Origin of the sequence: Aquimarina penaris (assembly GCF_040786285.1) — a bacterium.
Lineage (GTDB): Bacteria > Bacteroidota > Bacteroidia > Flavobacteriales > Flavobacteriaceae > Aquimarina.
On record NZ_JBFMKQ010000001.1, the window covers coordinates 2,102,086 to 2,126,976 of the forward strand.

General features: G+C 33.6%; 24 protein-coding genes. 17 read left to right on the forward strand and 7 right to left on the reverse strand.

Annotation, left to right across the window (positions count from 1 at the left end):
- Window positions 1-123 precede the first annotated feature (123 nt).
- Window positions 124-483, reverse strand: coding sequence for a hypothetical protein (locus tag ABW637_RS08765; RefSeq protein ID WP_367584281.1), 360 nt, complete (start codon window positions 481-483; stop codon window positions 124-126).
- 394 nt (window positions 484-877) lie between these two features.
- On the opposite strand from ABW637_RS08765, the gene ABW637_RS08770 reads away from it, so the two are divergent.
- The 10 genes from ABW637_RS08770 to ABW637_RS08815 all read left to right on the forward strand — a co-directional run bounded on the left by ABW637_RS08770 (window position 878) and on the right by ABW637_RS08815 (window position 6,940).
- The gene (locus ABW637_RS08770; RefSeq protein WP_367584282.1) at window positions 878-1,447 is read left to right on the forward strand and encodes a hypothetical protein; all 570 of its coding nucleotides are present in this window, start codon (window positions 878-880) and stop codon (window positions 1,445-1,447) included.
- A 121-nt stretch (window positions 1,448-1,568) separates the two neighbouring features.
- On the forward strand, window positions 1,569-1,970 hold the full coding sequence (locus ABW637_RS08775; RefSeq protein ID WP_367584283.1) for a VOC family protein: 402 nt from the start codon (window positions 1,569-1,571) through the stop codon (window positions 1,968-1,970).
- Window positions 1,971-2,121: 151 nt separating this feature from the next.
- Complete coding sequence (locus ABW637_RS08780; protein ID WP_367584284.1) at window positions 2,122-2,649, forward strand: GNAT family N-acetyltransferase; 528 nt, start codon at window positions 2,122-2,124, stop codon at window positions 2,647-2,649.
- 97 nt (window positions 2,650-2,746) lie between these two features.
- Window positions 2,747-2,992, forward strand: a complete 246-nt coding sequence (locus ABW637_RS08785) for a type II toxin-antitoxin system ParD family antitoxin (protein WP_367584285.1) — start codon at window positions 2,747-2,749, stop codon at window positions 2,990-2,992.
- Window positions 2,985-3,284, forward strand: coding sequence for a type II toxin-antitoxin system RelE/ParE family toxin (locus ABW637_RS08790; RefSeq protein ID WP_367584286.1), 300 nt, complete (start codon window positions 2,985-2,987; stop codon window positions 3,282-3,284). The genes ABW637_RS08785 and ABW637_RS08790 overlap by 8 nt, the downstream gene beginning before the upstream one ends.
- Before the next feature lie 181 nt (window positions 3,285-3,465).
- Complete coding sequence (locus tag ABW637_RS08795) at window positions 3,466-4,176, forward strand: helix-turn-helix transcriptional regulator (protein WP_367584287.1); 711 nt, start codon at window positions 3,466-3,468, stop codon at window positions 4,174-4,176.
- A gap of 59 nt (window positions 4,177-4,235) precedes the next feature.
- Window positions 4,236-4,616, forward strand: coding sequence for a DUF4345 domain-containing protein (locus ABW637_RS08800; protein WP_367584288.1), 381 nt, complete (start codon window positions 4,236-4,238; stop codon window positions 4,614-4,616).
- Between the two features lie 176 nt (window positions 4,617-4,792).
- Window positions 4,793-5,902 carry a serine hydrolase domain-containing protein gene (locus ABW637_RS08805; protein WP_367584289.1) on the forward strand — a complete coding sequence of 370 codons (1,110 nt, stop codon included), beginning with the start codon at window positions 4,793-4,795 and terminating at the stop codon, window positions 5,900-5,902.
- A gap of 156 nt (window positions 5,903-6,058) precedes the next feature.
- The gene (locus ABW637_RS08810) at window positions 6,059-6,508 is read left to right on the forward strand and encodes a nuclear transport factor 2 family protein (RefSeq protein ID WP_367584290.1); all 450 of its coding nucleotides are present in this window, start codon (window positions 6,059-6,061) and stop codon (window positions 6,506-6,508) included.
- Window positions 6,509-6,559: 51 nt separating this feature from the next.
- Entirely contained in the window at window positions 6,560-6,940 is a 381-nt protein-coding gene (locus tag ABW637_RS08815) for a hypothetical protein (RefSeq protein WP_367584291.1), read from the forward strand.
- Window positions 6,941-7,010: 70 nt separating this feature from the next.
- Here the strand turns inward: ABW637_RS08815 and ABW637_RS08820 are convergent, their stop codons facing one another.
- The 4 genes from ABW637_RS08820 to ABW637_RS08835 form a co-directional block, all read right to left on the reverse strand.
- On the reverse strand, window positions 7,011-8,648 hold the full coding sequence (locus ABW637_RS08820) for an ABC-F family ATP-binding cassette domain-containing protein (RefSeq protein ID WP_367584292.1): 1,638 nt from the start codon (window positions 8,646-8,648) through the stop codon (window positions 7,011-7,013).
- Between the two features lie 183 nt (window positions 8,649-8,831).
- Window positions 8,832-10,373, reverse strand: a complete 1,542-nt coding sequence (locus tag ABW637_RS08825) for an acyl-CoA carboxylase subunit beta (protein WP_367584293.1) — start codon at window positions 10,371-10,373, stop codon at window positions 8,832-8,834.
- Between the two features lie 3 nt (window positions 10,374-10,376).
- On the reverse strand, window positions 10,377-11,819 hold the full coding sequence (gene accC / locus ABW637_RS08830; protein ID WP_367584294.1) for an acetyl-CoA carboxylase biotin carboxylase subunit: 1,443 nt from the start codon (window positions 11,817-11,819) through the stop codon (window positions 10,377-10,379).
- Between the two features lie 48 nt (window positions 11,820-11,867).
- The gene (locus ABW637_RS08835; protein ID WP_367584295.1) at window positions 11,868-12,353 is read right to left on the reverse strand and encodes an acyl-CoA carboxylase biotin carboxyl carrier protein subunit; all 486 of its coding nucleotides are present in this window, start codon (window positions 12,351-12,353) and stop codon (window positions 11,868-11,870) included.
- Between the two features lie 244 nt (window positions 12,354-12,597).
- On the opposite strand from ABW637_RS08835, the gene ABW637_RS08840 reads away from it, so the two are divergent.
- Both ABW637_RS08840 and ABW637_RS08845 read left to right on the forward strand, forming a co-directional pair.
- A complete protein-coding gene (locus tag ABW637_RS08840; RefSeq protein WP_367584296.1) occupies window positions 12,598-13,197 on the forward strand; it encodes a LysE family translocator in 600 nt (199 codons plus the stop codon).
- A gap of 57 nt (window positions 13,198-13,254) precedes the next feature.
- Window positions 13,255-13,755, forward strand: a complete 501-nt coding sequence (locus ABW637_RS08845; protein ID WP_367584297.1) for a DUF1761 domain-containing protein — start codon at window positions 13,255-13,257, stop codon at window positions 13,753-13,755.
- Window positions 13,756-13,804: 49 nt separating this feature from the next.
- On the opposite strand, the gene ABW637_RS08850 is transcribed toward ABW637_RS08845, so the two are convergent.
- Complete coding sequence (locus ABW637_RS08850) at window positions 13,805-14,818, reverse strand: metal-dependent hydrolase (RefSeq protein WP_367584298.1); 1,014 nt, start codon at window positions 14,816-14,818, stop codon at window positions 13,805-13,807.
- A 3-nt stretch (window positions 14,819-14,821) separates the two neighbouring features.
- Window positions 14,822-16,012 carry a hypothetical protein gene (locus ABW637_RS08855; protein ID WP_367584299.1) on the reverse strand — a complete coding sequence of 397 codons (1,191 nt, stop codon included), beginning with the start codon at window positions 16,010-16,012 and terminating at the stop codon, window positions 14,822-14,824.
- Window positions 16,013-16,241: 229 nt separating this feature from the next.
- Between ABW637_RS08855 and ABW637_RS08860 the strand changes: the two genes are divergently transcribed.
- The 5 genes from ABW637_RS08860 to ABW637_RS08880 all read left to right on the forward strand — a co-directional run bounded on the left by ABW637_RS08860 (window position 16,242) and on the right by ABW637_RS08880 (window position 24,891).
- Window positions 16,242-16,703 carry a response regulator gene (locus tag ABW637_RS08860; RefSeq protein ID WP_367584300.1) on the forward strand — a complete coding sequence of 154 codons (462 nt, stop codon included), beginning with the start codon at window positions 16,242-16,244 and terminating at the stop codon, window positions 16,701-16,703.
- 244 nt (window positions 16,704-16,947) lie between these two features.
- Complete coding sequence (locus tag ABW637_RS08865) at window positions 16,948-17,382, forward strand: response regulator (RefSeq protein WP_367584301.1); 435 nt, start codon at window positions 16,948-16,950, stop codon at window positions 17,380-17,382.
- A 168-nt stretch (window positions 17,383-17,550) separates the two neighbouring features.
- Window positions 17,551-20,229: a TonB-dependent receptor gene (locus ABW637_RS08870; RefSeq protein ID WP_367584302.1), complete on the forward strand. Its 2,679-nt coding sequence runs from the start codon at window positions 17,551-17,553 to the stop codon at window positions 20,227-20,229.
- Window positions 20,226-22,076 carry a YfiR/HmsC family protein gene (locus ABW637_RS08875; RefSeq protein ID WP_367584303.1) on the forward strand — a complete coding sequence of 617 codons (1,851 nt, stop codon included), beginning with the start codon at window positions 20,226-20,228 and terminating at the stop codon, window positions 22,074-22,076. The genes ABW637_RS08870 and ABW637_RS08875 overlap by 4 nt, the downstream gene beginning before the upstream one ends.
- Window positions 22,077-22,500: 424 nt before the next feature.
- The gene (locus ABW637_RS08880) at window positions 22,501-24,891 is read left to right on the forward strand and encodes a TonB-dependent receptor (protein WP_367584304.1); all 2,391 of its coding nucleotides are present in this window, start codon (window positions 22,501-22,503) and stop codon (window positions 24,889-24,891) included.

Consider the following 24,891-nt stretch of genomic DNA (forward strand, 5'->3'; position numbering starts at 1 on the left):
ATTATGTGTAACTACTAACCAACGTGAAAGAAGAAGATTGGATAAAATTTAAAAATGTCTCTGAGAAAGAATTTAAACCTTTAACAATTCAAGAATGTTAGGCATTGAAATTAAGTTTTAAGTTTATCTTGTGCCCTTGAAATGACTAATCATTTCTTGTGCCAACACAACCTCTAAACCTTGAGGATGTCCCAGTTTATGATCCCTTATTAAATTATAAAGAAGATTAATAACACTTTTTTCTTCCGGACTGTTTAATTCAACTAAGACTTGATTGATATAGATTCTTCTTGGAATATGAGGGTTGGGAGGTGGAGAATATTCTTCTTCTTCGAGTAAAAGTAGACCTTCATCGTTTGGTAACATATCAATATTAATTTTTTTATCTAAAGAATCAATTAATGTTATCATCAAACTACAGGGGTGTGGAGGGCACCAAAAAGATACTTCTTTTATTTCTTCATATGGAGGAATTCTATTCATAAAACAAGATTTAGGGGGTTTTGAGATTTCAGAACCATTAACATATGTTACTTGATTACCATTAAGACATGCCTCAAATAGGTCTCGGGACTTAAACCTGTCTGCTCTTCTAAGAATTTCTATTTAAAACGTATCATAGATTAGACACTAAATAATTATTCAATAAAGTTCGCAATGCAAAGTTACGAAAAGGGATGAAATAAGCGAGAAGAGAAAGCACATAACATGGTGTATAGCTCATAGTTGTTTAGTGCATAACGAACGGTTCTACATATTTGCTAGTTCCGCCAAATCGTAGGTTTGGCTCTGTGATAAACTGAAACTTTTGTACTTTTATCACAACTACGAGCCATACATGGGTCGTTAGGTGCAAGTTCAAAAATAATCTAAAGACATGAAAATCAAAAATAAAATTGGAGAGTTATTTTTTCAAATTATACCCGTAATGATTGGTGTATATCTTGGATTTGTAGTCTCCAGTTGGTCAGAAAGAAGAGAACAGAATTCTAAGAAAAAAATACTTGCCGAAAATATTATTAGTGAAATTAAAGAGAACAAAAATAATGTTCTTGAAGTTGTTGAATATCATAAGATGCTTAGGGATAGTTCACGCTATTATTTAAATTCAGATATCACAACAACCGCTTCTTTTTTTCGTGGAATAAACACCCCATCACTTGTAAATAGCGCTTATGAAACTGGGATTCAAACAGGACTTTTAAATGAATTATCAATAGATAGAATTCAATCACTTAACCGTGTTTACAAAACTCAAAATACAATTGATAATTTTACGAATATAATGCTCACTGGACTTGTTAGCATGGACTTGGGGAAAGACAAGAAATCAACAAAAAAAATATTGAATTTTCTATCCATCACAATGGAGGATGTAGCGCTTTTAGAAAATCAACTGATAAACGACTATAACCATGTTTTAAATAACATGTCAGATAACAAATAAAACCAGTTGCCAACAATGGCTACAATGAATACGGGTTTGGGTTTTGAGTCAAGTTTAGTGCTTTTAATTCCCGCACTAACGATAACCGAGGCGTTGTGTGCCATTTGATAAATAAAATGTTATGAAAAAAGCACTTAATCCATTTGGGCTCCATACTATAACACCATACATGGTTGTTGAAAATGTTGAAAAGTTGATAGAATTTCTTAAAGGTGTCTTCGATGCAGTGTCAAGAGGGGAAATCAACTACCGTGATGACAATTCTGTTCAACATGCTGAAATCAAAATAGGAGATTCTGTTATTATGATGGGGGAACCAAGCCCTAAATTTCCAGATGTCAAGCCAACAAAGTGTGGAATGTACATTTATGTTAATAATTGTGATACCGTATATGAAAAGGCGTTGAAATACGGCGGATGTTCAATTTCTGAGCCTATGGACTATCCGCATGGAGATAGATTTGCCGGAATTAAAGATTTTGCCGGAAATACTTGGTGGATTGTCACTCATCTCCGAAAATAATAAATACAGCACACAATAATAGCTATAATCCGTTGCTGCTTTAATCAATTAAAAGTACCTTAGTCATACAACACTCTATGATTCCTACTCGGAAAATCCGTAGGATTTTCTCTCGCAACGGAATCATAACCGAACCGTAATAAACAATAAAATGAAAACCTTGATTGAAACCGAAAGGTTAGTATTGAGAGAAATTACTTTTGATGATAAAGAGGAATTGTTTCAGTTACACTCTGATCCAAAGGTGCAAAAATGGACAGGGGAGCCTGTTGCTGAATCCATGAAGGAAATAGAAAAGGCGATAAGGATAAGACTTAATGACTATAAGAAGTATGGATTTGGAAGATTAGCGGTAATCCAAAAGGAAACAGATGAGTTTATTGGTTGGGCGGGATTAACTTATTTACCAGAATTTGATAAAGTGGACCTTGGGTACAGACTCAAAAAGAGATACTGGGGCATGGGCTTTGCAACTGAGGCCTCTAAAGCCATTATTGATTACGGCTTTAACGTGCTTAATCTTGATTTAATAATAGCGATAGCATTGCCCGAAAACAAGGCTTCAATCGGGGTAATGGAAAAGGTAGGAATGATATATGATAAGCAAGCTCCTTATGATGAAGTCATACGAGAGGCAATTTGGTATAAATTAGAAAGAAACGCTTATAACAAAAGATAAAATGAATTAAAACTCATTTTATCGAGGACGTTATGGAGAATAGGTAAACTTGTGTTTTTTACCAATTTTTGGTATTTTTGAAATAAATAATACTAAAATGAGTAAAAACACATCGATATCACTTGGAAATTATTTTGATCAGTTTATTCAGAGTCGAATACGTGATGGACGGTTTAAAAATGTAAGTGAAGTAATTCGTGCAGGATTAAGACTTTTAGAAGAAGAGGAAAGTAAAGCTATAGCCTTAAAAAATGCTATTCAAGAAGGAATTGACAGTGGTATTGCTCACGATTTCAACCCCAAAGAACACCTTAAGTCTTTAAAAAAAAACTTGAATGACTAAATTCAAACTGACCAATAAAGCGGTTGAGGATTTATCAAAGATTTGGGATTATACTTTTGAGGTTTGGTCAGAAAAACAAGCTGACAAATATTATGATATGTTGATTTTTAATTGCCAAGAAATAGCTAATAATCCAGACTTAGGAAGGAACTACAACGAAATTGCTAAAAATCTATTTGGAGCAAAAGCAAATCGACATATTATTTTCTATCGAACTGTTGACGAAAATTATGTGGAAATCACAAGGATTTTGCATGAGAGAATGGATTTAAAGAAACGAATACTTGAATAAAAACTACTCACAACAATTTGTCCTATGCAAGGCCCTTTCCTAAATCCTAGATTAAAAATACTGTATTTTTAATCTAGGATTTAGGATACTGCTTTTACATGGATGCTATAGTGCATTGCTTCCCTATGGGTCAGCAACGTCAACATACAAGAGACGTTAGTCACAAGCAGAAAACACGAAAATGGAAGAAAAAGAAAAACCAAGGCTTTCAAGATTAACTGCGATTCTTACTCAACTACAATCTAAAAGAATTATTACGGCAAAACAGCTTGCTGAAAAACACGATGTTAGCGTAAGAACCATTTATCGAGATATTCGCACACTCGAAAAATCAGGAATACCTATTGTAACCGAAGAAGGGAAAGGCTATTCTATTATGGAAGGCTATCACCTTCCACCAGTTCTTTTTACAGAGGAAGAAGCAAATGCGTTAATCACGATAGAACAATTAGCAATCAAAAACAAAGACGTATCACTTGTTAAAAACACGACTAGTGCCATAGAAAAAATAAAAGCCATCTTGCGATACTCTCAAAAAGGGAACGCAGATTTGTTGGCAGACAGAATTTACTTTAGCGGAAACAATAATGAAGAAAAAACAAGTAATAACCTTATGCAAATACAATCGGCTATAACCCAATATAAGGTCTTAACGATGGACTACCTTTCTTCTGAAAATAAGCTAACCAATCGAAACATTGAGCCTTTTGCTATCTATAGCATTCACGGAGATTTTCTACTAATCGCTTTTTGTCGATTGCGAAATGATTTTAGACACTTTAGAATAGATTTTATCGAAAATCTTGTTACTGAAAACGAATCGTTTAAACCTTATAATATGACTATAAAAGAGTATTTTGAAAAATATGTAAAGAATCAGAAATACCCTTGACACACCTTTGTCACAACCTCAATTTACATTTGTAGAAATATTAATTAAAAAAACTAGAAATGGAAATTATCAGAATCGCAATCTTGTCATTATCAGCTTTAATGCTTGTCTTTGTAGGTTTAATGAGGTTGAGCAATCCAATAAAAACCTATCTAAAGAATTCAGGAATCAGACTAGAAAATGATGCCAGCCTATTAAACGAAATGAGAGGAGTCAGTGCAGTAATGCTTTCTGCGGGAATCATTACTGCACTAGGCATATTTATTGAAAAGCTAACCTTTACTTCACACTTTATTGCATCTCTAATTTTTGTTGGTTTCGCAATTGGTAGATTAATCAGTTTAAAAGCTGATGGTAAACCAAGCAAACAAATTACTCAAGGAATTTTATTTGAACTTGTATTAGGCGCAGCAAATGTTTTTTGTTTGATTAATATTTAAGGTTAAATTTAAAATAAAACCAGTGGCTAACAACGATATAAAAAATAGCGGTTTAAGAACAAACTTGAACCGCTTTTTTTATAATGAGTATCTTGCCAATAGAAAAGAGTAGTTTTAATTTATCCACTATTGCTCGTATACAAAATCGTTGTAAACAATTAAAACCAAATTTACGCATGAAAAAAATAATTTACCTGTTACTATTAATATTTTTTGGTTCATGTAAAACTGAAAGTGGCAACAAAATTTTTCATGAAGATTCTCAGAAAATTAAGACTTCAGATGTAATTATTTATTCTGAATTGGGGAAAAGGATTGATTCTTTAATGCTAAAAGAACAAGGTTTAGGTTTTTCAGGGTCGGTTGTAGTAATTTCAAAAGACACTACATTTCTTCAAAATGGTTATGGTTGGACAGATTCTACTAAAAAAAATAAGGTAACACCTAAGACCCTTTTTTATTTAGCATCTACTACTAAAGGAATTACTGGAACTGCTACTTTGTTGGCTCAAGAACGGGGATTATTGAACACAAATGATTCTATAGGAAAATATTTCTCAGATATTTCAATAGAACATTCTAAAATCAAAATTAATGATTTACTTACTCATACTTCTTTATTAAGTAATGAGTACGAAACATTTGGTTATACCACTATGGAAGAAAATGTTTCATTAGTATTTAAAAGAGGATTAAATAAAGACGAAGGGTTTGTTTATTCTGGCGCTGGGTATTGGTTAACAGCAGCGATTATTCAAAAAGCGTCTCAAACTCCCTATCATGAATTTGTTCATAAAAATTTATTTTCGGTTGCACGAATGAAAAACACCAAATTTTGGTTTGAAATTGATGAGAATAATAATGAGTTAGTTGCTCAAAAATTGAATAAATTTCCTCCAAATGATATAGCTCCAAATTGGGGCTTTAGAGGATCTAGTGGAATACTAACAAATATTAAAGATTTCAAAAATTATTTTCTTGCTCTTACAAACGAAAGACTTATAAGTGCAGAAGGGCTAAATAAACTTTTTGGTCCCCATTTAACTTTGAGCAGCAATATAGGAATTGGTTATGGGTGGTTTACTACGAAAACAGATAGAGGAACCACTGAGATTTGGTCAAGGGGAGGAGAAGAGTTTGGGCATAACAGTGCAATTCGATGGTTTAAAGATGAGGATGTCCTAATTGCGATATTATCAAGTTGTGGAAAATTGAAAGGAGAGAATAATGAAGCAAATAGATCTGTAAGCGATAAGATTACTCAAATAATATTTAAAAAAAAATAAAAACAGTTTACAACAAAGCATATATCTAATTAAGTAGAAGTCACTAAAACTTCTGCTTTTTTAATACATTTATACTATCAAAAATGGTGGTGCAAACCAGAATGTTACTTTTTATATGCAACATTATTGTACTACATAAACTAAGATTAGATGATTATGAGTAGAAGTATGTATTTACCCATTGTTCTTTTATTTTTAATATTTAAAATGAACGCGCAAACGGCACAAGACTCTTTAGATATAAAACAAGTTGCATTAGATTATATCGAATCTCAACATAATGTGAATCCTGATCAATTCGAACGTGCTGCTCATCCCAGAATGGTAAAAAGAACCTTTTGGACAAATAAATCTACCAAGAAAGAATATGTAAGGGAGACTTTTAAGGACGCCATGGTATTGCTTGCCGAGACGTATAATCAAAACGGTGATAGATTTCCAGAAAATCCTAAGAAGGAAGTTGTGATATTAGATGTTTTTGATAAAATAGCATCGGTAAAACTAATTGCTGATGAATGGGTGGATTATATGCATATTGTAAAGCTAAATGGAAAATGGGCCATTGTAAATGTTCTATGGCAGTTTAATGACTCTGGTAAGCACTGAAAAAGATAGGTATATAAGTAGAATAAAGATTGTAAATGAATAACAAAATGTATGATCTCAAGTCCTAATAAGCTTTTTTTAATTGATGGTTTGGGAGCATTGTTAACCGCTTTCTTATTGGGTGTAGTACTAACAACATGGGAAGATTGTTTTGGGATGCCATCAAAAATACTCTACACCTTATCTATTGTGGCTTTAATATATGCTCTATATTCTATTAGCTGCTATTTCTTAACCATCAAAAACTGGAAGCCGTATCTAAGGGGTATTGCTATTGCTAATCTTATGTATTGTTGTCTCACTATAGGGTTAGTAGTGTATTTCTACCATAACTTAACTGGTATAGGAGTGCTTTATTTTTTATTAGAAGTTGCAGTAATACTCATTTTGATTGGTGTAGAGCTAAGAGTGTCTTCTAGAATTACGAAATAATCACGATTGTATAGATTTGTGGTCCATGCAAACCAATATAAAGTATGCTAGATTAAAATGTATAAGCTTTTTACGCTTTCAAATCGATTTGCTTCAGGTTTTCGATTCTATTTCTGATCAAAAATTCATCGATTGTTTCAAAATGCTCAATGACTCTTTGGTTTTTAAACTCGAATACTTTTTGAGACAGTCCCAGTAAAAAATCACGATCGTGAGACACCAGTATCAAGGTGCCATCAAATGCCAGTAAGGCTTCTTTTAATACATCTTTTGATTTAATGTCTAAATGATTGGTTGGCTCATCGAGTATAAGGACATTTACTGGTTCTAATAACAATTTTACCATGGCCAGGCGTGTTTTTTCTCCACCAGAAAGTACGGATACTTTTTTATCGATATCATCGCCACTAAACATAAATTGCCCCAAGATATTTTTGATCTTCGTTCTTATATCACCTTCGGCCACTTCATCTACTGTCTGAAAAACGGTTAGGTTATGGTCTAATAATGAAGCTTGATTTTGTGCAAAATAACCTACTTTGGCATTATGCCCCAATGCACATTCGCCTTCAACATCGATCTCGCCCATAATGGCTTTGATCATGGTCGATTTACCCTCACCATTACGACCTACAAAAGATACTTTTTCTCCACGGGCAATGGATAAGTTGGCATTTTTAAACACCACATGATCTCCATAACTTTTGGACAACTCTTTGGCAATTACAGGATAATCTCCCGATCGTTGAGAAGGAGGGAAGCGCAGCTTTAATGCAGAAGTATCAATCTCATCGATCTCTATGACCTGTAATTTTTCTAGCATTCGTTCCCTAGAATTCACTTGATTGGTTTTAGAATAGGTGCCTTTAAACCGTTCTATAAAATTTTTGGTGTCTGCAATAAATTTTTGCTGCTCTTCGTAAGCTTTAATCTGGTGTGCTCGTCGATCTTCTCGCAACTGAAGATAATGTGAGTAGTTGGCTTTATAATCATAGATTCTACCCATCGTTACTTCTATGGTTCGGTTAGTGATATTATCGATAAATGCTTTATCATGCGAAATAACAATCACTGCTTTTGCTTTATTAATCAAAAAATCTTCTAACCAGATTACAGATTCTATGTCTACGTGGTTCGTAGGCTCATCGAGTAAAATTAAATCGGGTTTTTGTAGTAAGATTTTAGCAAGCTCGATACGCATACGCCAACCACCACTAAATTCACTAGTTGGTCGAGTGAAATCTTCTCTTTTAAACCCTAATCCTTGTAGCGCTTTCTCAATTTCGGCATCATAATTTACTTCTTCGATGGCATAGAATTTTTCTCCAAGGTCGGTTACCTTTTGGATAATATTCATATACTCTTCTGATTCATAATCTGTACGAGTTTCGAGAGCTGCGTTAAGACTATCCATTTCTTGTTGCATGGCTGTGATATGTCCAAAAGCTTTAGAAGCTTCTTCGAATACCGTGCAGTTATCATCGGTTAAAAGATGCTGTGGTAAATAGGCGATTACTGCTTCTTTGGGATATCGTATATGTCCACGAGTTGCTTTTTGTACTCCTGTAATGATTTTCATCATCGTAGATTTACCCGCACCATTCTTACCCATAAGGGCAATCTTGTCATTCTCATTGATTACAAAAGAAACATTATTAAATAAAGTTTCACCGCTAAACTCTACTGCTATACCATCTACAGAAATCATATCTTTTCTTTAAAAGTGCAAAACTAAAAAAAAGGACAGTACAACAAAGGAATTATTTGGGTTTGTAATGTTAAGTGTTGGTGTATTAATTGGTAAATGGTTGGGGGTATAGAAGACCTCATAGGTTTTGTGCTTCGACAAGCTCAGCAACCAACTTATGAGGTCTAACTTTGATACTATACATTACAAAGGAATATTTCCATGCTTTCGTTTAGGACGATCAATCTTTTTATCCTCTAACATACTAAATGCTTTAAGAAGTTTACGCCTGGTGTTTTCGGGTAAGATGACCTCGTCTATAAATCCACGTTGTGCTGCACGGTATGGATTTGCAAATTTCTCTGCGTACTCAGCTTCTTTTTCGGCAAGCTTTGCTTCAGGATTATCTGCCGCTTTAATTTCACGTCTAAAGATAATCTCACTGGCACCTTTAGCCCCCATTACGGCAATTTCTGCTGTTGGCCAGGCAAAATTAAGATCGGCTCCAATGTGTTTAGAATTCATTACATCATAAGCACCACCATAAGCTTTACGTGTAATAACTGTTACCTTAGGCACGGTGGCTTCGCTAAGTGCATATAATAATTTAGCCCCGTGAATGATAATCCCATTCCATTCCTGATCAGTACCGGGTAAAAATCCAGGAACATCAACCAGTACTAACAAAGGGATGTTAAAACAATCACAGAAACGTGTAAACCGCGCTGCTTTTTTCGAACTATTAACGTCTAGTACTCCGGCCAAAAACATGGGTTGGTTGGCAACAATACCTACGCTTCTTCCGCCCAGACGGGCAAAACCAACAATAATATTTTCTGCATAATCCTTATGGATCTCATAGAAAGAGTCTTGATCAATAATCCCACCAATCACCTCATGCATATCATAAGGTTTGTTAGGATTATCGGGTACGATATCAGAAAGTACTTCGCGCACTTCATCTTCTAAAGTATAGGATAGCTTTTTGGCAACCTCTTTATTGCTTTGTGGGAGGTAGCTCAATAGTTTTTTTACATCTTCAAGGCATTCTATATCATTACCAGAAGTTACATGGGCTACTCCAGACTTGGTCGAATGTGTACTGGCACCTCCTAATTCTTCAGAAGTAACTTCTTCGTTGGTTACAGTCTTTACTACATTGGGACCGGTAACAAACATATAGCTGGTATCTTCTACCATAAGGGTAAAGTCTGTCATGGCAGGAGAATATACCGCTCCACCAGCACATGGCCCCATAATGGCAGAGATTTGGGGAATTACCCCCGAGGCTTGTACATTTCTATGAAAGATATCGGCATAACCACCTAGAGAACGAACTCCTTCTTGTATTCGAGCGCCACCAGAATCATTAAGTCCAATAATGGGAGCTCCCATTTTAACAGCCATATCCATCACTTTACAGATTTTTTCGGCATGTGTTTCGGACAGGGCTCCACCAAAAACAGTGAAATCTTGCGCGAAAATATATACTAATCTTCCGTTTATGGTTCCGTATCCAGTAACGACACCATCACCGTAATAGATTTCTTTTTCCATTCCAAAATCGGTGGTTCGATGGGTTACCAGAATTCCTATTTCTTCAAAAGAACCTTCGTCTAGGATATATGCAACTCGCTCTCGTGCTGTGAGTTTCTTTTTTTCATGTTGTTTTGCAATACGTTGTTCACCTCCACCTAACTTTGCCTGGTCTATTTTTTCTTGTAGTGTTTTTATTTTTGAATCCATAGTTTAGTGTATTGGTAATCGTAATGTTTCCTGGTCTTTTAAGTATTGTTTCATAGCAATTAAAGCAGCAATTTTGGCTTCTTGTTGTGTTGCGGTTTGTATTTTTTCTACGGAATAGTATTTTTTTACAAAATGCGTATCAAATTTACCAGATCTAAAGGCTTCATGCTCACATACGAATTTTCCGAAGGGCAGGGTAGTTTGCACACCTTCAACATAATACTCACCAATGGCTTTGATCATCAATTGAATGGCTTCTTCGCGTGTTTTACCATAGGTGATGAGTTTAGACAACATAGGATCGTAATAGATAGGAATATCCATACCTTCTTCGAAACCATTATCCACCCGAATACCTTCTCCGACAGGGATTTTATAAGTATCTAGATGTCCTACACTTGGTAAAAAGTCGTTTAGAGGATCTTCGGCATAGACTCTTAGTTCTAAGGCATGTCCGTTGATCTGTAAATCTTCTTGTTGTATTGGTAATTTTTCGCCTCGAGCAACTTTTATTTGAAGCTCGACCAGGTCTACTCCCGAGATGAGTTCGGTAACCGGGTGTTCTACTTGTAATCTTGTATTCATTTCGAGAAAGTAGAAATTATTGTTTTCGTCTAAAAGGAATTCAACGGTTCCTGCACCCAGGTAGTCACAAGCTTTAGCTACTTTGATTGCAGCTCCACCCATTTTTTCACGTAGTTCGGGAGTCAGCACAGATGAAGGAGCTTCTTCTACTACTTTTTGGTGTCGTCGTTGTACACTACATTCTCTTTCGAATAGATGGATTACATTGCCATGGCTGTCTGCCATTACCTGAATCTCGATATGTCTGGGTGAGGCAACGTATTTTTCGATAAATACAGAGCCATCACCAAATGCTGAAGTAGCTTCACTAATAGCACGTTGCATCTGTGATTCTAGATCACTTTCTTTTTCTACCACACGCATTCCTTTTCCTCCACCACCAGCAGAAGCTTTGATAAGGATAGGGAATCCAATTTCTTTTGCAATCGTTTTTGCTTTTACGACATCGGTAATCGCTTCATCGATACCAGGCACCATAGGAATGTCATAAGCTTTTACGGCATCTTTGGCGGCCAGTTTGCTTCCCATTACCTTTATGGCTTTGGATTTAGGCCCTATGAATATGAGGTTGTTTTTTTCTACTTCTTCAGCAAAATCTGCATTTTCACTTAGAAATCCATATCCCGGATGTATAGCGTCAACATCTAGTCTTTTGGCAACTTCAATAATTTTTGACCCTAATAAATAGGATTGATTAGAAGGGGCTTCCCCAATACAAACAGCCTCATCGGCAAACCGTACATGAGGTGCATTTCGATCAATAGTAGAGTATACTGCTACCGTTTTGATCCCCATTTTTCGAGCGGTGGTCATTACTCTTATGGCAATTTCACCTCTGTTAGCAACTAATAACTTTTTCATAATAAACTATATTAGAACAGATTGTCCTATTTAATACCCATTATGGGTTCAAGCGAATTCTATTAACAATTGTCCTTTATCTACAGCATCACCTTTGGTGGCCGAAATAGACTTAATAACCCCATCTCTTGGAGAAAGAATAACATTCTCCATTTTCATGGCTTCGAGAATTAATAAAGGGTCGTCTTCTTTTACTTCTTGATCGATCTTTACATGAATATCAAGCAGCAATCCCGGCATTGGTGCTTTAATAGCATTCACTTGTTTTGAAGCCCCTAGTGAGAACCCCATTGCTGCAATTTGCATATCCAAAGCATTGGAAATCGCAACAGAATAGGTGTTGTCATTGACTTTTATAGTGTATTTTTTATTGTTGAAGTCGGATTGTATAACTTCGGTATGGTATGATTTATCTTCCCGAAGGATATGATGCTGATTTTCTGATGTTTGTATGATGTCAATTTCAGAAATATCTTTATTGGTAAGGTCAAACTCTAAGGTTTTATTTACCTTGATTTTGTATGTGCTGTTCATAGTAGATATTGTTTATTTAATAAAAACAGGCGTTAAAGAGAGTAATTTCTTGCGATAAAAACAAATTAATTATGAATTCATTGATAATTTTATAACAACTCTTTTTGGTTTACATTAAGGAATAGGTTTTTAAAGTTAGTTTTTTGTTGGCTTAATAGCAACAGGATGCAGCCATCTTTTTAGGGCTTCCTTTTTTCTTAATAATTACTATATATTTACATACGTAATCAGTGTTTGTAATTCAATGTCATTTTTAGAAGGTTTTGGAATAGGTTTAGGGATGATCATTTTTGTAGGCCCTGTATTCTTTTTATTATTGAATAGTAGTTTTCAATCGGGTTCTAAAGCGGGTATTGCTGTTGCTTTGGGGATAATTGTAAGTGATATTGTTTGTGTTGCTCTATGTTATTATGGGCTTTCTTCTTTTATTAACATCGATGATAACCAGTTTTGGGTTGGTGTCATTGGCAGTGTTATTGTCTTTGTTTTAGGGGTTAATTACCTAATTAAAAAGGCAAAGATTACTACAGAGGTTTCTATTAACTCAAGAGGGCTACAGACGTTTTTTATAAAAGGTTTTAGTGTTAACTTTTTTAATCCATTTGTTTTTGTAGTTTGGATTGGAGTTTTTAACTATGGAAAGCTTAACTATCCAGAAACTCAATCTTTAAGTATTTTTCTTGTAGCCGTTTTATTAGGAATACTTACCACTGATTTATTGAAGGTATTTTTATCAGGTAGAGTAAAGAAATTTATATCTGTGAAACGCCTCACTACTTTTTTTAGAATCACTGGAGTTCTTTTGATATTATTCTCTATCAGATTGTTGTATTTGGTCTGGTAAAAACAGATAAATTGTTTTTTCCCTATATTTGAGAAACAACTTTAAACACTAATCAATATGGAAGTTAATTTTTTGATTGCAGCACTTGCGGCTTTAATACCAATGGTACTAGGTTTTATATGGTATAATCCTAAGGTTTTTGGAACCGCTTGGATGAATGCATGCGGGTTTACTCCAGAAGACTTAAAAGGAGGCAACATGGCTTTAATTTTTATCCTGAGCTATGTATTTAGTTTCTTCCTGGCTATGATGTTGAATACTATTGTAATTCATCAATTTGGGTTTTTCTCTACGCTAATGAATGATCCTGACCTAATGAAAGAAGGAACCGAAACATATCAATATGCACAGGATTTTATGGCTAAATATGGAGAGAATTTTAGAACGTTCAAGCACGGGGCCTTACATGGTACGATAGCTGGAATATTCTTTGTATTACCTGTATTAGGAACTAATGCGCTTTTTGAAAGAAAAGGATTTAAATATATTCTTGTTAACGTAGGATACTGGACAGTATGTTTAGCTTTAATGGGAGGTGTTATTTGCCAATTCGCATAAAAAATTGAAGAGTACAATAAAAAAGGATCTGAACTTTCAGATCCTTTTTTTATGATTTATTTCCTAAAACTCGGGTAAATAATTTTTTGAGTAATGGTGATGCTTCTTCTACATCCCGTTCTCTTTCTTTGGCTTTTAGGTCTCCGTTATCATCATAATATAATTCATAACTAAAGACAAAACGCTTTGCCTTGCCGTCTATACCAAATGTTCCGAACCTTAGGTCGTTAAAATATATACTGTCATCATTTTTTTCAATAGTGTACCATCCTTCAGAAAGTTTAATTAATCTTGGGATAAGTGGATCATTTCTCATTTCACCTAATAAATGATGGTTCTTAGGAAACTCTGAAAAATCAATACGATCATCTTCATCTAATAATGAGTAATAGCCAATTAAGAACGAGTCATTGGTTTCTATATTGGCTGTCCATAAAATACTATTTAATGGAGTAGGGCGAGTTTGTATTTCATTGTATTGAATATGTTGATTTTCTAGGTTTGTAGAAAAATTGGCTGTTGCAGTTTGCTGCAATAACAAAGTAATAACCATGTAAGAACTACTAATATATAACCCAAGGTTGTTATATTTTTTCCTTTTAGGATGTGTTCTCTTATAGAACATCGCTATGATTACAAAAATCAAAAATGGTATCGTGTATAAAGGATCAACGACAAAAATATTGTTAATCGCCACTTTATAATTAAATGGCCAGAATAATTGAGTTCCCCAAGTAGTGAATGCGTCTAGAATTGGGTGGGTAAATAAACCTAGAAACATCAATTTAGTCCAATCTTTCCAATCTGCTTCTTTATTTTTATAGAGTTTTGCTATTAGCCACCCAAATAAAGGTGCTGCCAAAATACTGAATAATATAGAATGCGAAAACCCTCTATGTAGCTCATTGGCTGTTACGTTGTCTACAAAAAGTTTGGATAATACATCTAAATCGGGAATGGTTCCGGCTACCGCTCCCCAAAGCATAGCTTTGTTACCAACTTTTCTACCTAAAGTGGCTTCGCCAACAGCCGCGCCAAGTACGATTTGAGTTAATGAGTCCATAAATTAATCTAGTTGAAGTTTGAATGGGTTTCTAACTTCGTATTCATTAGGAGAAATTAGTTCTACCAAGGGTTTTAGTAGTGTATTAGAGATAGAATTGCCATGTCGTACATATAATTTCATTTCTACAGGTTTTGCACCCACACAGCTCTTTATGATTTCTGCAGTTCTTCCTAATCTTAGTTCTTTTGTTTTTTTTGAAATGGCAAGGTCAACATAGTCGTATAGCATTTTTTGGTAAATATCGTACTCTTTATTGTAGCTATAATCTATACCAATGTGGTTTGCATCTATTACATCATCCAAAATAAAAGAGGTAGTAAAGCCTACTAATTTTTCATCTAAAAAATATCCTTTGAAAGTGAATGATTCTTTAAGGGTCTTTTTTAAACTCATAAAAGTGGAAGCATTTAATTTTCCGATTTTAAAATCTGCTTTTTCAATTACAGACAGATACAATTCATTAATTTTATCTTGAAATGTATCAATATCTTCGGTAGTAAAGTCCTTTACAACAATCTTTTCAGAGTTTTTAAAAACTTTTTTGGCTCTGGTTCTAAATTTGGTTCGCATGCTCGCCAGGTAGTCATCAAAGGTATTCCAATCTGGGTGAATGTTTAGTACCATATTAACATCAATTTCAAACTCTCTAAAATCATGTTCTTTAATGTAATCACTATTGTCAAAAGAGTGTGGCCAAAATTCCTTTAATAATATAAATGAGGGTTTATCTGTATTTTCAGATTTTCGTATTTCACGTAAGGCACTAGATAAGCTTTCAAAAGCATCTTTAGCAGTTAATTTATCAGCATTGTAGACAAAACCATGTTCACCACAAGAAAACAAATTACCGCATACTAATACTTTTACATCCAGGTTTTTGAACAAAGTGTTCTTTATAGCATCACTAATTCTACACGGAAATTCTTGAAATTTTAATTGTGCAGAATTAAATTTGATAAGTTGTGTAGCAGCAATTGCTACAGGAGTTTCTTTATGGTAAAATAGGATATACCTAAATCGAATAGTTTCAGAAAGAGTGTCTTCTAGAGTCTTTAGATACTCTAAGGAGAGAAAAATGTTGTTTTTCGGATTTGCTAAATTCCATTTAGCTCTAGGTATTTCATCGATATGACTATAAAAAGTATATCTTAAAGATGTGCTCTTGCACTTATTTTTTATTTTTTCAAGCATATATCCCTTGCAGACTGTTAGTAGAATTATAAGTCGTCTGATTTTGTTTAAAGTTACACTTATTTTTTAGAGTCTTTAGTAAAACTTTGTCAAAACTAATATTCACGATACAATCGTATTAATTTGATATTTGAAATTATCTCTACATCGTAAATCGAACCTAATTAGTTATTTTACCGTAAAATATGTGTTGTTAAACGAAAACTATTTTATTAAATATAGTTTTGTTATGAAATGTCGAATAAGTTTATTTTCTTTAATGGGTAATTGGAATAGTCATATGTATAAATTGGTGAATTGCGTCTTATTAATAGATGATGATAGGGCCACGAATTTCTTTAACGAAAGAGTTGTTACCAAACATGAAGGCTTTCAGCAGGTAAATACTGTGCAAAGCGGAATGGCAGCTCTTGAGTACCTTAACGCTGTAAAAAACAATACAGCTATTAAACCCGACCTTATTTTCTTAGATATTAATATGCCAGCTATGAATGGGTGGGAATTTTTAACAGAGTTTTCTAAGCTTGATCAAAATCTCACACATGGTATTAAGGTAATTTTATTATCAACATCTTCTAACCCAGATGATGTACGGGAATCAGCAAAAAATCATTCTGTAGATGATTTTATAAATAAACCATTGTCTTTGGGGTTATTGGATAATGTACTAAAAAACCATTTTGATAGTTGATATATTATAAAGGATAATTATTTTTATAATAAAACATAGAAAGAGATGGTGTTTTGACGCTTTTTTCTGTATTTAATCTAAAAATCGAATCGATTTCTTTCTTGTTTTAATTGATAACCTATAGTTTTGCATTTTTTTGCCGAAATATTGGATTCTAGTTTTCTAACATTAAACGGCGATGATAATAGATGAAATAGGTTAAAATCATTGTCTGAATTATCATATATATAAACATTCTTAGTAAATGAAGAAATTGAAATGTTTTCTGCTTATTGATGATAGTAAGGCAACCAATTTTTTTAATAAAACGATTATTGAAAAAGTGGGTTGTGTAGAAGAAGTAGTTGTTGCAGAAAATGGGAAAGAGGCTCTTGAGTATCTTAAAACAGGAATGATTCCTGAGATCATATTTTTAGATATTAATATGCCAATAATGGATGGGTGGGAGTTTATCTCAGAATATCAACAGTTAGATGATGCATATAAAAAATCTAATATTATATTAATGCTGGGTGCAGCGCTAAGTCTGGAAGATAAAAAAACTGCAGAAAGTATTCCCGAAATCAAAGAGTTCCAAGAAAAAATGCTGACAAAAAAAATAGTTAGTGATATTGTATCTAAGTATTTTGGAAATTCTCAAACAGATGAGTGTTGTACGTCAGGCAATTTAGTTTTGTGATTTAGAAGAAGTATTCAAAAAAAACAGATACATATTTGATTGTAATGCATCATATTTTTAAAGAAAACAATAAACCATCGGTGTACTATTAAAATAAATAAACACATTAAAGTCAAGAGCAAAAAAATACCCCTTTTTTTTCTAAGCCAGTATCAATTATTTCTTACTGTGATACTCTTTTTTTGTTGTTTTTCTCAAGTTTTTTCTCAATCCAGAGCCACAATCACAGGAAATGTTTCAGATCAATTTGGTAATTTACCAGGTGCAAGAGTTGTAATAGAGGGTACAGATAAAAGTACGACTACAGATGTTAATGGTAATTATGTTTTTGGTGTTGATGAAGGAGAGTATGTGCTTACAACGGGCTTTGTAATGTATACTTCGATTTCTAAAACTGTAACCATAAAAGTTGGAGATACCTTGAAAATTGATTTTCTGTTAGAAACTGGGTTTTCTATAGATCAACCTGTTTCTTTAGGGTCACGAGCTAAACCTAAATCATTACTAAAAAATACAGCAGCGGTAGACATTATATCACCGCAACAATTAACCAATACTTCACAGATAGAGCTAAGTCATATACTTCATTATTTAATTCCATCATTTCATTCTACAAATCAAACGATTGCAGATGGAACAGATCATATTGACCCGGCAACACTTAGAGGATTAGGGCCAGATCAGGTTTTAGTATTAATCAATGGTAAACGAAGACACAGTAGCTCCTTGTTAAACGTTAACGGGACAGTAGGTAGAGGGTCTGTAGGTACGGATTTTAATGCAATACCAATTGCGGCAATAGATCGTGTTGAAGTTTTGCGCGATGGAGCAACATCTCAATATGGTTCTGATGCTATTGCCGGAGTGATTAATATTATTCTAAAAAAGCAAATAGAGACTATTCAGGTAGATAATAGAGTTGGTGTAAATACAGAAGGAGATGGGCTTAACGTATATTCTTCTGCTAATTTTGGTCTTAAAATAGGGAAAACAGGTTATGTTAATGTTACCGCAGAATATAGAGAAAGAGAGGCTATAAATAGAGCAGGTAATTATACAGGAGCGGTGTATTCTAATAACGAAGCAGAGGATCAAATATTAATAGAAGAGAATAATTTTTTTGCGCAAACAGGATATTCTAACAAACAAGTTATGGAAATCGGGAGTGCAGAAACTCAAAACCTAGCCTTATCTTTTAATGGCGAAATACCGATGTCGGATTCGGCCATATTTTATATGCACGGAGGAAGAAATTATAGAGAAGGCAAATCAAAGGGGTTTTATCGTTTTCCTAAAGATGAAGATCGAGTTGTTCTTGACTTGTTTCCAAATGGTTTTTCTCCAGAAATTCTTACCGATATACAAGACGACGCCGTTACTGGTGGAGTAAAAGGGATAAAAAATGGATGGGATGTTGATTTTAGTCATTCTATAGGAGTAAATAGACTAGACTATACAGTAAATAATTCTATCAATGCCTCATTAGGAGTGGCTTCTCCCAGAACGTTTTATGCAGGGGGATTTATGTACAAGCAAAATACTACAAATCTTGACATATCCAGAACGTTTGATTGGCTTCATGGTGTAAATATTGCTTTTGGCGCCGAGCTGCGAGTAGAGAATTACCAGATTATAGCAGGGGAAGAAGCTTCGTATATTGATGGTGAGAGTACATATATTAATGATATCGGAGAAGAGCTACCCCGAATTGTTGGGGCTCAGGTTTTTCCGGGGTTTAGGCCAGAAAATGAATTAAATCGTTTTAGAACAAATAGTTCTGGATACCTGGATATTGAAGCAAATTTATCAGAAAAACTATTAGTTAGAGGAGCTGCAAGATATGAAGCCTACAATGATTTTGGAAGTCAGGCCATCTGGAAAATATCTGGAAGATATAGAATTAAAGATGAGATTAGCGTTAGAGCTGGTTTTTCTACCGGTTTTAGAGCACCATCACTTCATCAAGTGTTTTTTCAGAATATTAGCACCCAATTCGTTAATGGAGAAAGTGTCCAGGTAGGGACCTTTAATAACGAAAGTGCTGTAGTTACTGAAGCTTTTCAGATTGGGAAATTAAAACCAGAATTATCAAGTCACTTAAGTGCCGGGTTTAGTGGTAAACTAAATGATAATTTTACGTTTAGCATTGATTATTACTTGATTAATATTGAAGATAGAATTGTATTATCAGGAAGATTTTCTGAAGGATATGAAACCATATTAGACCCTTTTAATGCAGGAGCAGCACAATTTTTTGCCAACGCAATAGATTCAAAAACCTCTGGAGCAGATGCAGTTTTATTTTTTAAAAATTCTATTGGTACCGGAGAGTTTAATGCATCTCTGGGAGCAAACATTACAAGTACAACGGTAGAAGGTGATATTAAAGTTTCTCCTGCACTTGTAGGACAAGAAGAAGTCTTATTTAATAGAGAAGAGGTTGCCCGAGTAGAATATTCTCAACCAAACTATAAGATCAACTCTTTACTTTCTTATGATTTTAATAAGTATAGATTTCAAATGGTAAATACATTGTTTGGAGAAGTGAAATTCATTCACCCAGAAGATGGAAATCTCACCAACTGGGTTTTAAATGATTTTACAGGTACTGTAGAAACCCGAGACCAGATTTTTACTCCAAAATTAGTCACCGATATGGCGGTTTCATATCAAGTTAATGATTATATAAAATGTACTCTGGGAGGGAATAATGTTTTTAATGTGTATCCAGATAAACATAAGCATTCTGCTAACACCGAAGATGGTAATTTTATCTATAGCCGACGAGTACAACAGTTTGGAGTTAATGGAGCAAATTATTACCTAAGACTATTGCTAAGGTTATGATGTATAGATTTCAATATATATATGCATTAAAAACTCAATTGTTGTCTGTGGTCCTCTGCTTTTTTGCTATTACTTTTTCACTACAACTTCAGGCTCAAAACACGAGTAATGAAGAAGTAAAGAGATTACAAAGAGCTATTTTTATTTTTAATTTTGCCCAACAAATAGAATGGCAAAATCTAGAAGAGAAACCAACTTTTAAAATTGGCGTGCTGGGACCTGATAGAACTATACTGGATCTCCAGGCATTATCCCAAAAACGAAAGATACATGGAAAACCTGTTGAAATTGTTCGTTTTCAATTAGTGAAAGATGTAAAAGATATCCAATTGCTATATGTGAATCATAAATATAATTATGGGATTCACTATGTTTTAAGTAAAATTTCAGATAAAAATATTCTATTGGTAAGCGAAGATTATAACTTCAATGCATCTATGATTAATATGGTTAATGTAGGTGATTCTTTTGAGTATGAAGTTAATTCCGATAGGATCGAAAATGAAGAATTTTTAATGGCGCCTTCATTAAAACGATATGCAATTACATCTTCAGAAAAATGGAAACGATTATTTAGAAAAGCTGAAAAATCATTAACTAAGGTACAAGAAGAAAATAGAGAACATAAAACGGTAATTCAGGATAAGGAGAAGGAGATACAGGGCCAAAAGAATAAAATAACGGATCAGCTAGAAAAAATAGATCATCAGGAAAGAGAAATAGATAGTAATAGAGAAGAGATTGTTAAGCGTAATGAGGAAATTGAGAGGTTGTATACTGAGAGTATAATACAGCAGAAAAAGTTCGAAGAAAAGGCTATTATCGAAGAAGAGCTCGAGAAAAACATTCAGGAACAGATTACATTTATTAAGAAACAAGAAGAGAAGATTAAGGCCAGTAATGTAGAAATCGATAAAAGGAATGATTTTTTAGAGCAACAAGATGCTCAAATCAAACAGCAGGATGAAATCCTTGAACAGCAAAATTCTGAAATTGATATTCAGAAAAAAATAAACATGTTATTAATAGCTTTAGTAGTCTTGGCTATTGGGGTTAGTTTTGTGATCTATAGAAGTTACCTGGCTAAGAAAAGATTTAATATAGCATTAGAGAAAAAGAATAAGGCTATTTATGAACAATCTGTCGAGTTAGAAGCAAAGAATAAAGAATTAGAACAATTTGCGTATATAGCAAGTCATGATCTACAAGAACCATTAAATACAATTTCGAGTTTTATTGGACTCATAGCAGAAGATTATGGTGATAGTTTTGATGAGGTAGGAAAAGAAAGCCTGACTTTTATTAAGGATGCTAGTATAAGAATGAAGAAATTGATTGATGCTTTATTAGAATATTCTAGATTAGGTAGAAGTAAGGACTATTCTAATGTCGATTGCAATAGTATATTTAAAGAGTTAGCAGCAGATTTAAAAAGTATTATTGAACAGACTGGTGCTAAAATAGATGTAAACAATTTACCAATTGTAAAAGGCTCCGAGGTAGAACTACGCCTGTTGTTTCAAAACCTTATTAGTAATGCGATCAAATTTAGAGAACCCAATAGTATTCCAGAAATTGATATTTCTTGTACCAAAAAGAAGGGTTCAAAAGATATATCAAATGGTTTTTGGGAATTTTCGATACGAGACAATGGTATAGGAATTCCAGAACAACATAAAGAAAGAATATTTGCCATATTTCAACGATTACACTCCAGAGAACAATATCAAGGAACCGGTATTGGTTTGGCGCACTGCAAAAAAATTGTAGAATCCCACGGCGGTACAATTTGGTTAGAATCTCAAGAAGGAAAAGGAAGCACCTTTTATTTTACGATTCCTTGCTAATTAAATAGGATAGTACTGCTTAACGTATGTTTTTGATTATAAATCAAATAAATTCTAGACAACACCCCTGAAAACAGTGATATTTTCTAAGAAAAAATAAAATACTTTTGAAAAGTTAATTACATTTTTAGTAAACAAGGTTTGTAAAGCTGTATAAATAAGAAAGAATGTAATTCGATTTTAGTATTAATTTTAAGGAGTTGAGGATCATGGTATGTTACAGATATTTAGGTGTTTAGTGAATGATGTAAGTTGGTTAAAAGGACTTGTGATTTTTGGTTACCTAATTGAAAAAGTATATTTTCGCACTCCTTTATTAAGAAAACATTAACATTTGGCCCCAAAATTACTCTGTTACATTTTTTTCTTATGCTTCTCAGCAATTGCCTTTTGTCAAGACCTTGGACAGATAGGTAAGACGAAATTGTTTAAATTAACAGGAGGTGTGGCGGCTAATGCAATTTTTTATGAAGGGCAATCTAATCGAGAGCCATTTACATACTTTTTAACAGGAAATATTAATTTAAATATTAGTGGAATATATAATATTCCTTTTTCATTTTCATATTCTAATCAAGATTTTCAAAGTAGTAATCCTTTTTCGTTTAATAGACTAAGTATTCATCCGTCTTATAAATGGGTTACCACTCATATAGGTGATGTTAGTATGACGTTTTCTCCTTATACCTTAAGCGGACATCAATTTACGGGTTTAGGTGTAGACCTTACCCCCGAAGGGCGTTTTAAAATAAGCGCAATGTATGGACGACTGCTTAAAGAAGCAGAATATAATCCAGATGACCCGCAGTCGTTAACAGCATATAAAAGAATAGGATATGGATTTAAATCATCATATGATTTTGAAAAAGTTTCTCTTGCAGCTATCTTTTTTAAAGCTACCGATGATAAAAACTCTTTAACTAATCCTGTTCCCGTCGAACTAGAACTTCAACCTAAAGAAAATGTGGTTGTTAGTCTCGAGAGTACAGTCAAGCTTTTTGATAAAGGAGAGGTTCGTGTCGAAGTGGCATCCTCCGTCCTAACAGAAGATCTTAACGCGGTAGATGAAGAAGAAAACCCTTTTATCCTATCGGCATTGCTGGATAATAATGCTACAACTCAAAATTATAAGGCTTATAATGCTAATTTCTCTTATCCTGTTGGGCAAGGAACGGTTGGAGTTGGGTATGAATATATAGATCCGGATTATAGAACTCTAGGAGCTTATTTCTTTAATAATGACCTTGAAAATATAACACTAAATGCTACACAGAATTTATTTGAAAATAAAATTAACGTCTCTTTTAACGCAGGATTACAAAGAGACGATCTGGATAATAACAAAAGCACTCAACTACAACGTGTAGTAAGTGCTGTTAATGTAACGTATAGTGCAACAGAAAAACTAAATATATCAGGAGGCTATTCTAACTTTCAGTCGTTTACTAATATCAAAAACCAATTCGATTTTATTAATGAAGTTTCTCAGGTTGATAATTTAGATACATTAGATTTTCAGCAAATTTCTCAAAATGCTAATCTCAATACAAATTATATCCTAAAAGATACAGAAACACACAAACGAAACCTGAATATTGCACTTTCTTTCCAGAATGCAACAAACAAACAAGGCGGACAAACAGTAGAAAATGGTGAGTCTAATTTTTATAATGGAAACCTATCTTATGCCATGGGATATCCTACTATGAATCTTAATGTTTCTACTGGCGTAAATGTGAGCTACAGTACTATTGGAGTGGATAATAATGTTACATTTGGACCTATACTATCTGCAAACAAACAGTTTTTCGATAAAAAATTAAGAACCACAGGTTCTATAAGTTATAATCAAAGTACTAGTAATGGAGAAAAACAAGGAGAGGTTACCAATGTAAGAATTAGTAATACATATATTTATCTCAAAAGACACAATTTTAGTCTTAATTTATTATCTCAATTTAGAAATTCTACTACTTCGACTCAGGATTTCACAGCTACTTTTGGATACAATTATACCTTCGATAAGTTTAATCCAAAATTTGGACCTCCTAAAAGAAAAGAAAAGGTAAAGAAAGAAAAAAGTAAGAAAAATAAGAAACCAGAAGAAGAGCAAAGAGTTCAGTTTAGATATAGAGACTCATTGTATCAAGGAACTCTTGCAGAGGTTAATCTAAAATTGAAAAGTCTTCAAAATCATCCTCATTTTGATCATATTCCTGGATATAAGAAGGGAGAGCTTGCTATGTTACGACAAATTGTGGCAGATGAAAAAGAAGCTAAAGCATATAAACCTAAAGCTATTGATTTTTTGAAAGAGTTATATAGTTATGAAGATTTTTTAGCGGGATATAATCAACTTGTATTTAATATTTTACAAGAATTGAGAAGAGATATGCTACGTCTTGATTATGCCTTTGAAAAAGCCTTTGTAAAAGCAAAAGTGGCAGTAGATAATCACCAACTACATAAAAAATCAGAAACAGAAAGAGATCATGCCCATAAGGAGTTAAAAGAAACCTATCAACGCCTACAAAGAAACAGTGATATTGCTATAGGTAGGTTAATAGGACATCGTTGGATGCTTCCTATTATTCAAAGTTACAGAACATTAAAAAAAGTTGAACATCCAGATAAATATCTTTCTCGATTAATGGAAAATGAAAAAGATAATATATTCAGGATGAAAGACAAAAAAGAAGACGATCAAAAAATCGAGCTATATTTGATAACCCAGATTATTGATTTCTACTTAAAAGAGTCATTAAAACATACAGACCCTGATAAGTTTGAATTACGATATATCGACAAGAACTAA

Bases quoted from the DNA above. Each gene is read 5' to 3' on its own strand.
- ABW637_RS08765 (WP_367584281.1), bottom strand. From the start codon at position 483: ATGAATAGAATTCCTCCATATGAAGAAATAAAAGAAGTATCTTTTTGG.
- ABW637_RS08770 (WP_367584282.1), top strand. From the start codon at position 878: ATGAAAATCAAAAATAAAATTGGAGAGTTATTTTTTCAAATTATACCC.
- ABW637_RS08775 (WP_367584283.1), top strand. From the start codon at position 1,569: ATGAAAAAAGCACTTAATCCATTTGGGCTCCATACTATAACACCATAC.
- ABW637_RS08780 (WP_367584284.1), top strand. From the start codon at position 2,122: ATGAAAACCTTGATTGAAACCGAAAGGTTAGTATTGAGAGAAATTACT.
- ABW637_RS08785 (WP_367584285.1), top strand. From the start codon at position 2,747: ATGAGTAAAAACACATCGATATCACTTGGAAATTATTTTGATCAGTTT.
- ABW637_RS08790 (WP_367584286.1), top strand. From the start codon at position 2,985: ATGACTAAATTCAAACTGACCAATAAAGCGGTTGAGGATTTATCAAAG.
- ABW637_RS08795 (WP_367584287.1), top strand. From the start codon at position 3,466: ATGGAAGAAAAAGAAAAACCAAGGCTTTCAAGATTAACTGCGATTCTT.
- ABW637_RS08800 (WP_367584288.1), top strand. From the start codon at position 4,236: ATGGAAATTATCAGAATCGCAATCTTGTCATTATCAGCTTTAATGCTT.
- ABW637_RS08805 (WP_367584289.1), top strand. From the start codon at position 4,793: ATGAAAAAAATAATTTACCTGTTACTATTAATATTTTTTGGTTCATGT.
- ABW637_RS08810 (WP_367584290.1), top strand. From the start codon at position 6,059: ATGAGTAGAAGTATGTATTTACCCATTGTTCTTTTATTTTTAATATTT.
- ABW637_RS08815 (WP_367584291.1), top strand. From the start codon at position 6,560: ATGATCTCAAGTCCTAATAAGCTTTTTTTAATTGATGGTTTGGGAGCA.
- ABW637_RS08820 (WP_367584292.1), bottom strand. From the start codon at position 8,648: ATGATTTCTGTAGATGGTATAGCAGTAGAGTTTAGCGGTGAAACTTTA.
- ABW637_RS08825 (WP_367584293.1), bottom strand. From the start codon at position 10,373: ATGGATTCAAAAATAAAAACACTACAAGAAAAAATAGACCAGGCAAAG.
- accC (WP_367584294.1), bottom strand. From the start codon at position 11,819: ATGAAAAAGTTATTAGTTGCTAACAGAGGTGAAATTGCCATAAGAGTA.
- ABW637_RS08835 (WP_367584295.1), bottom strand. From the start codon at position 12,353: ATGAACAGCACATACAAAATCAAGGTAAATAAAACCTTAGAGTTTGAC.
- ABW637_RS08840 (WP_367584296.1), top strand. From the start codon at position 12,598: ATGTCATTTTTAGAAGGTTTTGGAATAGGTTTAGGGATGATCATTTTT.
- ABW637_RS08845 (WP_367584297.1), top strand. From the start codon at position 13,255: ATGGAAGTTAATTTTTTGATTGCAGCACTTGCGGCTTTAATACCAATG.
- ABW637_RS08850 (WP_367584298.1), bottom strand. From the start codon at position 14,818: ATGGACTCATTAACTCAAATCGTACTTGGCGCGGCTGTTGGCGAAGCC.
- ABW637_RS08855 (WP_367584299.1), bottom strand. From the start codon at position 16,012: ATGCTTGAAAAAATAAAAAATAAGTGCAAGAGCACATCTTTAAGATAT.
- ABW637_RS08860 (WP_367584300.1), top strand. From the start codon at position 16,242: ATGAAATGTCGAATAAGTTTATTTTCTTTAATGGGTAATTGGAATAGT.
- ABW637_RS08865 (WP_367584301.1), top strand. From the start codon at position 16,948: ATGAAGAAATTGAAATGTTTTCTGCTTATTGATGATAGTAAGGCAACC.
- ABW637_RS08875 (WP_367584303.1), top strand. From the start codon at position 20,226: ATGATGTATAGATTTCAATATATATATGCATTAAAAACTCAATTGTTG.